Origin of the sequence: Streptomyces ossamyceticus, from assembly GCF_001418475.1 — a bacterium.
GTDB classification, from domain to species: Bacteria; Actinomycetota; Actinomycetes; order Streptomycetales; family Streptomycetaceae; genus Streptomyces; species Streptomyces ossamyceticus.
In genome coordinates, this window is sequence record NZ_LIQX01000766.1 from 210 (window position 1) to 3082 (window position 2873).

The following is a 2873-nucleotide window of genomic DNA, read 5'->3' on the forward strand; positions in this document are numbered from 1 at the left end:
ACGCTGTTGCCGAACCACTGGTGAGCCAGCTCGTGCGCGACCAGCCGCTCCGAACCCCGCGCCCCGTCCACATGGTTGGCGCCGAACAGCGACAACCCCTGTGCCTCCACCGGGACATCGAGCTCCTCCTCGGTGACCACCACCGCGTACTCACCGAACGGGTACGGCCCGAAAAGCTCCTCGAACAGCTCCATCATGGCGGGCTGCCGCGCGAAGTCCCGCGAGAACTCGGTGAGCATGTGCGCCGGGATGTGCCCGTGCTGCGGCACCCCGCCCGGTCCCGGATCTCCCAGCAGCACCGTCTGGTACTTCCCGATCGACAGGCCGACGAGATAGCTCGACGTCGGCGCCGACTGCTCGTACACCCATGTCGTCGTGGACGCCTTCGTCGTCCGCGTCAGCAGCCGCCCGCCCGCGACCACCTGGTACGCCGAGGGCGTGGTGATCGAGATCTGGTACGACGCCTTGTCCGCCGGCCGGTCGTTGCACGGGTACCACGACGGCGCCCCCACGGGCTGGCTCGCCACCAGCGCCCCGTCCACCAGCTCCTCCCAACCGAGCCCGCCCCACGGGCTGTTGACCGGCTTCGGATTCCCCGACCACTGCACCTCGACCGTGAACGCGGCCCCGGCCCGGATCGGCTTCGCGGGTCGGACGCGCAGCCTGCCGCCCCGGTGCGTGTAGTGCGGCGCCCGCCCGTCGACCCGGACCCGGCCCACCTTGAAGTCGGCCAGGTTCAGCTGGAACTCGGTGAGCGCGGCACGGCCCGCTATGGCGTTCAGCCGCGCGGTGCCGGACAGCCGGTTGGGCCCGGGACGGTAGTCCACGCCCAGCTCGTACCGGTGCACCCGGTAGCGGGCGTCACCGTTCGCCGGGAAGTACGGGTCCGGACCCATCGCCTGCTGAACCGCCACTGCCGCTTCTGCTCCCCGCTCCGCTGTCGTCAGACGTCCATCGTCCCCCGGCATCGCGGACACGGCACTCAGGGCCGCCACACCTCGATCGGGTTGCCCAGCCACCGGGTGTCGTCCGGGACGGACTCCGCGGCCATGACCAGCGACGCCGGACCCAGCGTGGTGCGGGCCCCGATCACACTGCCGGGCAGGACGATCCCGCCCGGGCCCAACGTGGCGCCCTCACGGAGTTCCACAGTATCCGTCCGCAAGATCCGGTCGTGGAAGAGGTGGGTCTGCAGCACGCATCCCCGGTTCACCGTGGCCCCGTCGCCGAGCGTCACCAGATCGGTCTCGGGCAGCCAGTAGCTCTCCACCCACACCCCCCTGCCGATCCGCGCCCCGAGCCCGCGCAGCCACACGTTCGTCAGCGGCGTACCGGGCACCGACCCGGCCAGCCACGGCACGGCCACCACCTCCACGAAGGTGTCCGCCAGCTCGTTGCGCCACACGAACCCGCTCCACAGCGGATGCTCACCACTGCGGTGCCGCCCCACCAGCAGCCACTTCGCGACGACCGACAGCACACCCCCCAGGGCGCCCGCGCCGAGCAGCACCAGCCCGCCGAGCAGCCACCCCCAGCCGCCCAGCGCGCTCAGCACCGCCACGGTCAGCAGCGCCAGCCCCGCCGAGCAGAACACCGGCACGATCCGGCACAGCTCCACCAGGGCCCGCGCGCACAGCAGCCGCGCGGGCGGCTCGTACGTCCGGCTCTGGTCCCCGCCGGCCGCCGCCCTCGGCAGCTTCATCGGCGGCAGCCCCAGGTACGAGCTGCCCTTCTTCGCCTTCTTCGGCGTCGCCGACAGCACCCCGACCAGCCCGCCGTCCGGCACGGAACGCCCCGGCGCGGTCATCCCGGAGTTCCCGAGGAACGCCCGCCGCCCGATCTCCGCCCGCCCGATCCGCATCCAGCCGCCACCCAGCTCGTACGGCGCGGTCAGCGTGTCGTCCGCGAGGAACGCCCCGTCCCCGACCGTCGTCAGGCTCGGCAGCGCGAGCACGGTGGACACCTCCGCGCCCTTCCCGATCCGCATCCCCAGCAGCCGCAGCCACACCGGCGTCACCAGCCCCGCGTACAGCGGGAACAGCGTCTCCCGCGACCGGTCCATCAGCTGCGTCACCGTCCACGCCTGCCAGCCGACCCGGCTGTGCGTGGGATGCGTACCCTCCCGCAGCCCCAGGCTCAGCAGCCGCACGGCCACGAGCAGCAACAGCGCGTACGCCGCCCCGAACGCGAGCGTCGCGGGCACCAGGCCCACCGCCGCACCCCGCACCGCGGACCCGAGCCCGGCACCCGGCGCCACGAACAGCGCCAGGACGGCCAGCGCGGCGACCCCGGCCAGCAGCGGCAGCGCGGTCAGCCCGACACCGGTCGCCCCGTACGCCGCCCGCCAGAACAGGCCCCGCTGCGGACGCTCCTTCGGCCAAATCCGCTTCGCCTTGCCCAGCTTGACCGCGGGAGCCCCCGCCCAGCGCTGCCCGGTGGGGATCTGCCCGGCCACCGCCGACCCCGGCGCCACCTCGGCCCGCTTGCCGACCCGCGCCCCCGGCAGCAACATGCTCCGCGTCCCGACCACCGCGCCGGCGCCCACTTTCACGGCGCCGATCTCCAGCCGGTCCCCGTCCAGCCAGTACCCGGACAGGTCCACCTCCGACTCCACGGCCGCGCCCCGCCCGAGCTTCAGCAGCCCGGTCACCGGCGGCAGCGCGTGCAGGTCGACGTCGGCGCCCACCTTGGCGCCCAGCGCCCGCGCGTACCGCTCCAGCCACACCCCGGTCAGCGAGGTCGCCCCGCTGAACTCGGCCAGCCGCTCCGCCGCCCACAGCCGCAGATGCACGCTCCCGCCGCGCGCGTACCGCCCCGGCCGGACCCCGCGCAGCAGCAGCCGCGCCCCGCCCGCCGCCACCGCGAGCCGCCCC

2 protein-coding genes are annotated in these 2873 nt (G+C 74.1%); both read right to left on the reverse strand.

Going from position 1 to position 2873, the window contains the following annotated elements:
• On the reverse strand, window positions 1–914 hold a 914-nt coding region (locus AOK15_RS38340), incomplete at its 3' end, for a M1 family metallopeptidase (protein ID WP_240508785.1).
• A 68-nt stretch (window positions 915–982) separates the two neighbouring features.
• The coding region (locus tag AOK15_RS38345) for a Pls/PosA family non-ribosomal peptide synthetase (protein ID WP_338059950.1) at window positions 983–2873 on the reverse strand (1891 nt) is incomplete at its 5' end.